General features: G+C 74.4%; 1 protein-coding gene. It reads left to right on the forward strand.

The window, feature by feature from the left end; translation table 11 throughout:
* The coding region (locus A2U95_RS24370) for an aldo/keto reductase (protein WP_166026788.1) at nt 1-885 on the forward strand (885 nt) is incomplete at its 5' end.
* Between the last annotated feature and the right edge of the window lie 30 nt (nt 886-915).

The following is a 915-nucleotide window of genomic DNA, read 5'->3' on the forward strand; positions in this document are numbered from 1 at the left end:
TGGACCCTCGGCGACCTGCCCGTCCGCCGCATCGGCCTCGGCGCGATGCGGCTGCCCCAGACCGGCACCGCCCTCGTGGCCGACGCCGTGCCCCGCGACCGGGGGCAGGCGATCACCGTGCTGCGCCGGGCGGTCGACCTCGGCGTCAACCACATCGACACCGCCGACTTCTACTTCTCCCCGCTCCGCTCCGCCAACGAGCTGATCAACAGCGCGTTGGGCGGCCCCTATCCGGGCGACCTGGTCATCGCCACCAAGGTCGGGCCGCGGCGCGCCACCGACGGCACCTGGACGACCGCCGCCACGCCGGAGGAACTGCGCGGCCAGGTCGAGGAGAACCTCCGTCAGCTCGGACGCGACCACCTGGACCTGGTGTACCTGCGGGTCATGCGTCCGGGGCCGGTGTCCGAACACTTCGGCGCGCTGGCCGAGCTGCGGGAGAAGGGCCTGATCCGTCACCTCGGTCTCTCCAACATCCGGCCCCAACACCTCGACGAGGCGCGGAGGATCGCGCCCGTGGTCAGTGTGCAGAATCCGTACGGGCTCGGACTCAACCCCGCACAGGGGGAGTTCGTCGCCCGCTGCGGCGAACTCGGCATAGCCTTCGTGCCGTTCTACGCCATCGCCGGTGCCGCGGGTGAGCAGGGCGCGGTGGACGGCGAGATCCCGGAGGTCGCCGCGACCGCCCGCGCACTCGACGCGACCCCCGCCCAGGTCCGCCTGGCCTGGAGTCTGGCGCAGGGGCCGCACCTGCTGGCCATCCCCGGAACCGGCGACCCGGAGCACCTCGCCGCCAACGTGGCGGCGGGCGCGCTGCGGCTGACGGAGCGGGAACTGCGGACGCTGGACGACGCGCACCGCGGGCGGGCCGCGCGGGCGGGGTGACCGACCCGGACGTCCACCCCGCCCGCGCGG

The sequence above is a fragment of the Streptomyces chilikensis genome, from assembly GCF_001642695.1.
Classification (GTDB): Bacteria; Actinomycetota; Actinomycetes; order Streptomycetales; family Streptomycetaceae; genus Streptomyces; species Streptomyces chilikensis.